Genomic DNA, 7,322 nt, shown 5'->3' with positions numbered 1-7,322 from the left:
CCGCGGTGGCCGACGCCGAGGCGGCGATCGCCGCGCACCGGCTCCCCGATGCCGACCAGACCCATGTCGCGTTCGTCACGATCGATCCGCCCGCCTCAACGGATCTCGACCAGGCCCTGCACCTTGAGCGCTCCGGCGAGGGCTACCGGGTCCGCTACGCGATCGCGGACGTCCCGGCGTTCGTCCGCCCGGACGGTGAGCTCGACGCCGAGACACGACGCCGGGGCCAGACCATCTACGCCGCCGACGAGAAGGTGCCGCTGCACCCGAGCGACATCACGGACCGCGCCGGGAGCCTGCTTGCCGACTCCGTGCGCGGCGCCTTCGTGTGGGACTTCCGGCTGGACGCGGGCGGCGAGGTGACCGCCGTCGGCCTCGAGCGCGCGCGGATCCGCAGCCGCGCGAAGCTGAACTACGCCGAGGTGCAGGCGCAGATCGACGCGGGCACCGCCGTCGAGCCGCTTATGCTCCTCAAGGAGGTGGGCCTCAAGCGGGTCGCGCTCGAGCAGGCGCGCGGCGGGGCGAGCCTCAATCTGCCGGAGCAGGAGATCGTGCCCGCGGATGACGGCGGCTATCGCATCGAGGCAGCCGCGCAGCGCCCCGTCGAGGATTGGAACGCGCAGATCTCCCTCATGACGGGGATGGCGGCGGCGAAGCTCATGATGGACGGCGGGGTTGGGATCCTCCGGACCATGCCGCCCCCGGACGAGAAGTCGCTGCGGCATTTCCGCCGCCAGACCCATGCGCTGGGCCGCCCGTGGGACGGGACGGTCCCGTACGGCAACTACCTCCGCACGCTCGACGCCTCCGAGCCGCGCCAACTCGCGATCCTCCACGCGGCGGCCGCGCTGTTCCGGGGCGCGGCCTACACCCCGTTCGACGGCGAGCTCCCCGGAAACCCGGTCCAGGCCGCCATCGCGGCGCCCTACGCGCACACGACGGCGCCGCTTCGGCGGCTCGTGGACCGCTTCGTCCTCGTGCTGTGCGAGGCGCTGGCGAACGACGGCGACGTCCCGGCCTGGGTGCGGACGGCCCTGCCCGCGCTGCCCGCGCTCATGGCGGCCTCAGACCGCATCGCGGCGCAGGTCGAGCGGGCGTCCCTCGATCTCGTCGAGGCCGCCCTGCTCGTGAACAGGATCGGGCAGGAGTTCGACGCGATCGTCGTGTCCGGGTCGAGGCCCGCCGCGGGAGACCCGTCCGCGAACGGCAACGGCCGGCCGGCGCAGCCCTTGGATCGGATCGCGAGCTCGCAGAACGGCGGCCGGCTTGCCGCTCCGGGTCGCCCGTTCGGCACGGTGCAGATCGCCGACCCGCCGGTCACGGCCCGGTGCGAGGGCGAGATAGAGTCCGGGACGGCCGTGCGCGTGCGACTCGTGAAGGCGGACATCCAGAAGCGCCTCGTGCTGTTCGAAAAGGCTTGAGCGCCCCACGTTCCGCACGGCGCACCGCGGTCATTTTGCTGACTATACAACTTTTCGTTCACCGTCTCCACCATGCCGCGAACTTCGGAGAACGTCGGGTAAACGCTGGTTTTCTGCGGCAAAGATTGAATGAACTGTATATACAACTAAGGTTCTCGCGTTGAGCGGAGGCACCCGAGCGGGGCAGAGTCGAGGTGCGCACGCGGGCCCGGCCGTCAGCCGGCCGTTGGGGGGACCGTCGCGGCGCAGTCATTCAGGCCTACGGGACAGAACGCCCCGGGCCGCCCAGCCGAGTGTGAGGACCCAACAGTGGACAGCCCCAGAAAACCCAGATCCGCGTGGTGGAGACGGCCGGCAACGGCCATCGCCACCGCCGCCTGCATCGCCGTCGGCGCCGCCTCGGCGGTGGCCGGCGTCGCCTTCCTCCAGCACGCCGGGCCCCAAGGCGACGGGACGGCTGTGACGCCCTCCGGCTGGGCCGTGACGCCGGCAGGGAAGCAGATCGGCGCAGGTTTCTTCCCAGCCAACGCAGTCCTCTCCCCTGACGGCGCGGCGCTGCTCGTGCCCAACATCGTCCGCAACGCGAACGGCAAGCAGACCGTCCAGGTCCTCGAGTCCGCGGACGGCGATGTCGTGCAGGAGCTCGAGCTCGACACCTCGAAGAAAGACGTCCCACAGGGCGTGGCGCCGGGCCTCGCCTTCAGCCCGGACGGCAAGCACGTCTACCTCGCCACGGCGAACAAGAACGCCATCCTCGTCCTCAGCTGGGACGCGGGCGCCAAGAGGCTCGCAGTCGAGCGCTCGATCGCGCTGCCGTCCGGAAGCTACCCCCAGATGGTGGCCGTCTCGCCGGACGGCGCGACCGTCTACGCGACCGGCCAGCTCTCGCGCCAGCTCGTCGCGGTCGATGTCGCGTCGGGCAACACAGCGCAAGCGCCGACCGGCGACTACCCGTACGGTGTGGCCCTCTCCGAGGACGGGCACACGGCGTACGTGAGCAACCAGGGCGGGAACACCGTCTCGACGTTCGCCGTGAGCGGCCTCGCCGTGACGCCGGGGGCCAGCATCACGGTCGGATCCCATCCGAATGCGCTCCTCGTGGACCGGGCCAAGCACCGGATCTTCGTCTCGAACGGCGACAGTGACAGCGTCTCGATGGTCGATCCGGCCACGAACGCCGTGACGGCCACGCTCTCCCTCGCGCCGTACGAGGGAGCTCCCGGCGGGACGCAGCCCACCAACCTCGCGCTCTCGCCGGACGCGGGGACGCTGTACGTCACGGCTGGCGGCAACAACGACGTCTCTGTCCTGGACCTGTCCAGCCCCGACGGCTTCGGCCGGGTCAAGGGGCTCATCCCCACGGGGTGGTACCCGACGGGCGTGCAGCCCACGAAGGACGGCTCGTCGTTGCTCATCACGAGCGCGAAGGGGCTGGGCACGGGTCCGAACAAGGGCACGACGCCGGGCAACAACCCGTACATCGAACGCCAGCTCAAGGGCTATGTCTCGCTCGTGAAGACGCCCTCGTCTGACGAGCTCGCCAAGTACACGAAGCAGGTCCGCACGAACAACGGCTTCGACAAGGCGGGCGACGCCGGAGACCAGCAGGACCGCGACGCCGCGACCATTGTCCCGCGCCATCCGGGCGATGATTCGCCCATCAAGCACGTCATCTACGTGGTCAAGGAGAACCGCACCTACGATCAGGTCTTCGGCGACCTGGGGAAGGGCAACGGCGATCCCTCGCTCGCCCTGTTCGGCAAGGACGTCACGCCCAACCACCACAAGCTCGCGGATCAGTTCGTCACGCTGGACAACCTGTATTCCGACGGCGAGGTGAGCCAGAACGGGTGGCAGTGGGCCACTCAGGCCAGCTCGAACCCGTACAACGAGACTGCCACCGCCCAGGGCTACGCAGGCAACGGCTCGCAGTACGACTCCGAGGGGTACCACCCCGACGTCGCCGCTGCCGGCCCGGATCCCGCGCACGCCTATCTGTGGGACAAGCTCGCCCAGAACAAGATCCCGTTCCGCAACTATGGCCAGTTCGTGGTGCCGTCCTCCTGGGTCGGCGGGCAGGAGCCCGTGAAATGCGCCGCAGGCTCGTTCTGCGCCCACGATCCGCTCCTGGATGCCAATACCGACCACGAGTACCCGTGGTTCGATATGGGCGTGAGCGACCAGCACCGCTTCGACCTCTGGAACAAGGAGTTCCAGCAGTCCAAGGCAAGTGGCAGCCTCCCCGCGATGCAGTTCATCGACCTCCCTCGCGACCACACGGCCGGCGGCAGCACGGCCGCCCAGCTCGTGGCGGACAACGATCTGGCCCTCGGCAAGATCGTCGACGAGGTGTCGCACTCGCAGTTCTGGAAGGACACCGCGATCTTCGTGGTCGAGGACGACTCGCAGGGCGGCGCCGACCACGTCGACGCGCACCGGACCGCGGGCCTCGTCATCAGCCCCTACACGCAGACCGGTGCGGTGGACTCCCACTTCTACAGCCAGGTCTCGATGCTCCGCACTATGGAGCTGTTCCTGGGCGTCAACCCGATGTCGCAATACGATTCAGCGGCCTTGCCGATGATCTACTCGTTCGGCGCCAAAGCGAACCTGACTCCGTATACCGCGGCGGCCGCGCCGTCGGTGACAGCGTCGATGCCCAGCACGGTCCTCGCACCAGGCACCAAGGCCACGGTGAAGGGCAAGATCACCAACACGGGCACGAGCCAGCTCGGCGGTGCGCAGGCCCAGCTGACCAGTCCCGCCGGCTGGACGGCCACGCCGTCCGGCGCACAGGGACTCGGGCTGCTCGCCCCCGGGGCGAGCGCCGACGTGTCCTGGACCGTCGACGTTCCCGCGAACGCGGCGCCCGGCCAACAGCTCTTCACTGTGAGCGCGACGTACCCGATCGACGGCCGGCTCGCGGGCACCCAGAAGGCCACGATCGCGGGAGTCATCCCCGACCCCCGCGTCGCGACGATCCCGCAGGCGTTCGTCGCGAACTTCACGAGCGGCACGGTCTCCGCCGTCGATCTCTCGACCGGCAAGGCGCTCGCGTCCATCCCCGTGGGGTCCTCGCCCGGAACCGTCGTGACGAGCCCCGACCGGACCAAGGCCTTCGTCGCGAACCAGAACTCGGACAGCGTGAGCGTCATCGACGTGGCCTCCGACGCCGTCACCGCGACGATCCCCACGGGCAAGGTCCCGGCGGGTCTCGCGGTGAGCCCCGACAGCAAGACGCTGTGGGTGGCCGACTACGGCGACAGCGCGGTGCAGCCGGTGGACATCGCGAGCGGCGCCGCGGGAGCGGAGATCCACGTCGGGGCGGGCCCTGAGAACGTCGCCGTCACGCCCGACGGCGCGACCCTCGTCGTCGCCAACAAGAACGCGAACACCGTCGCGCTCGTGGACACGGCGTCGAAGGCCGTCAAGGCCACCGTCGCCGCGGGCCAGCAGCCGTTCGGCGTGGCTGTGACCGGGGATGGCAAGACGGCGTTCGTCTCGAACATGGGATCCAACGACGTCACGCCGATCGACCTCGGGGCGGCGACCGCCCGCAAGCCCATCCCGGCCGGCCAGACGCCGTTCAACCTCGTCCTCTCGCACAGCGGATCCACGCTGTACGTCGCGGATACGGGCGCCAACACCGTCACGCCGATCGACGTGGCGACCGAGACCGCGAAGGCACCGTGGACCGCGGGACAGAACGTCACGTCCGTGGCGCTCGGGGCCGACGACGCGACGGTCTACGCGACGTCGGCGGGGACCGGACAGCTCATCCCGATCACCACGGCGACCGGCGCGGCCGGGACCCCGATCGCGGTGGGCCAGTATCCGATCTCGGCGGCGTTCGCGGCCCCAGTCGGCGCCTCGGCCGGGGCCGCCAGCACCACTGCGACTGCCGTCGCGAGCCCGACGGCTGCCGCAGCACCCGCGCCCCGGGCCGCGGCAGCCCCGTCCGTGACGAGCCCTAGCCTGACCCCATCCGTGAGCCGCTCTCTCGTGCTGACGGAATCGCAGCTCTCCGGCACCCCCGACCAGGCAGATGAGTACAGCCTCAACCGGGAGATCTGGAAGGCTGTCAAGGGCCAGGACAGCGAGCCGCCCGCGTCCGAGCACACCCCCTCCGGCGCGACGCAGATCGACAGCGACGGCTGACGCCTCGGCGTGCTTCGCACTCAACCCAAGGGCCTCCCGGCCGCCAGACGGCGGTCGGGAGGCCCTTGGCCTGCGGGCCACCACCGTGTGTCGCAGGCCTCGATTCCCGGTATTCCAAGCCCGCGCGATATTCTTGTCTCGTTATTGGATGCCCGGTCGTATCTCACGCGATCTTCTTCTTCATCTGCCAGCCTCACGCTGGCGCCCTGATAGCCCGCGATCGGCTTCCACTGGACGGCCACTATGCGGCTGCTCCGGATGCTCCGCGCGTCGCGAGGCCTTGATCCTCGCTCGCGGATGTCTGTCGAGCGGCCTCTCGGCCCAGATGGAGGGACACAAACCCTTTGAACGAAGTTCACACGCAGGAACTGCTCTTGGACGATTCGGGCGAGGAGACGCTCGAGACCCAAGAGACCATTACGAACGATGCGCCCGTGCGCCAGGAGGCCCAGAAGACCTTCGGCGACTACGGCGTGATCCCGGAGATCGCCCAATCGCTGGCCGACGCGGGGATCCTCCACCCGTTCCCCATCCAGTCGATGACGCTCGGCGTGGCCCTCGGCGGCCACGACATCATCGGCCAGGCCAAGACCGGAACGGGCAAGACGCTCGGCTTCGGCATCCCGACGCTCCAGCGAGCGATCCCGCAGGACCACGCGGACTACGCCAAGCTTCCCGCGCCCGGCGCGCCGCAGGCGCTCATCGTGGTGCCGACCCGCGAGCTCGCCCTCCAGGTCTCGAAGGATCTCCAGACGGCGAGCAAGCGCACGAACCTGCGCACCGAGGTCATCTACGGTGGCCGCGCCTACGAACCGCAGATCGAGGCGCTGCAGCGCGGCGTCGATGTGATCGTCGGCACCCCCGGCCGCCTCATCGACCTCCACCGCCAGCGGCACCTGAACCTCAAGAACGTTCGCATCGTGGTGCTTGACGAGGCGGACGAGATGCTTGACCTCGGCTTCCTGCCCGACGTCGAGACGCTGCTCGGCGCGGTCCCCGCGATCCGCCAGACGATGCTCTTCTCCGCGACCATGCCGGGCCCGGTCGTCGCGATGGCCCGCCGCTACATGAGCCGGCCCACGCACATCCGCGCGTCCGAGCCGGACGACGACTCGATCACGAAGAAGGATATCCGCCAGGTCATCTACCGGGCGCACCACCTCGACAAGGACGAGGTCGTGGCCCGCATCCTTCAGGCCGAGGGCCGTGGCCGGACGATCATCTTCACGAAGACGAAGCGCACCGCCGCGAAGCTGGCGGAAGAGCTCGTGGACCGCGGCTTCGCGGCGGCGGCCCTCCACGGCGACCTCGGCCAAGGCGCGCGCGAGCAGGCACTCCGCGCGTTCCGCAACAACAAGGTGGACGTCCTCGTCGCGACGGACGTCGCGGCGCGAGGCATCGACGTCGAAGATGTCACGCACGTCATCAACTTCCAGTGCCCGGAGGACGAGAAGGCTTACCTGCACCGCGTGGGCCGCACCGGCCGCGCCGGCAACAAGGGCACGGCCGTGACGTTCGTGGACTGGGAGGACGTCCCCCGCTGGACGCTCATCAACAAGGCGCTGGGGCTCGACGTCCCGGACCCCGTCGAAACGTACTCCTCGTCCGCACACCTCTTCGCGGATCTGGACATCCCCGAGGGCACGAAGGGTCGCCTGCCCCGCCACAAGCGCGTGCTCGAGGGCGTCGAGGGTGAGGCACTCGAGGACCTCGGCGGTCCCGAGAAGAAGCCCCGGCGGCGCG

General features: G+C 69.7%; 3 protein-coding genes. All 3 read left to right on the top strand.

The genetic code is table 11. The annotated features are described in order from the left end of the window. A partial coding sequence (locus ACLN58_RS15045; protein WP_415856067.1) for an RNB domain-containing ribonuclease occupies nucleotides 1–1,421 on the top strand: 1,421 nt, incomplete at its 5' end. A gap of 309 nt (nucleotides 1,422–1,730) precedes the next feature. After that, entirely contained in the window at nucleotides 1,731–5,579 is a 3,849-nt protein-coding gene (locus ACLN58_RS15040; RefSeq protein WP_415856066.1) for a beta-propeller fold lactonase family protein, read from the top strand. Nucleotides 5,580–5,923: 344 nt separating this feature from the next. After that, the coding region (locus tag ACLN58_RS15035) for a DEAD/DEAH box helicase (protein ID WP_415856065.1) at nucleotides 5,924–7,322 on the top strand (1,399 nt) is incomplete at its 3' end.

The sequence above is a fragment of the Sinomonas sp. G460-2 genome (assembly GCF_047759905.1).
Taxonomy (GTDB): domain Bacteria; phylum Actinomycetota; class Actinomycetes; order Actinomycetales; family Micrococcaceae; genus Sinomonas.
This window is presented reverse-complemented; position numbering and strand designations above follow the sequence as displayed.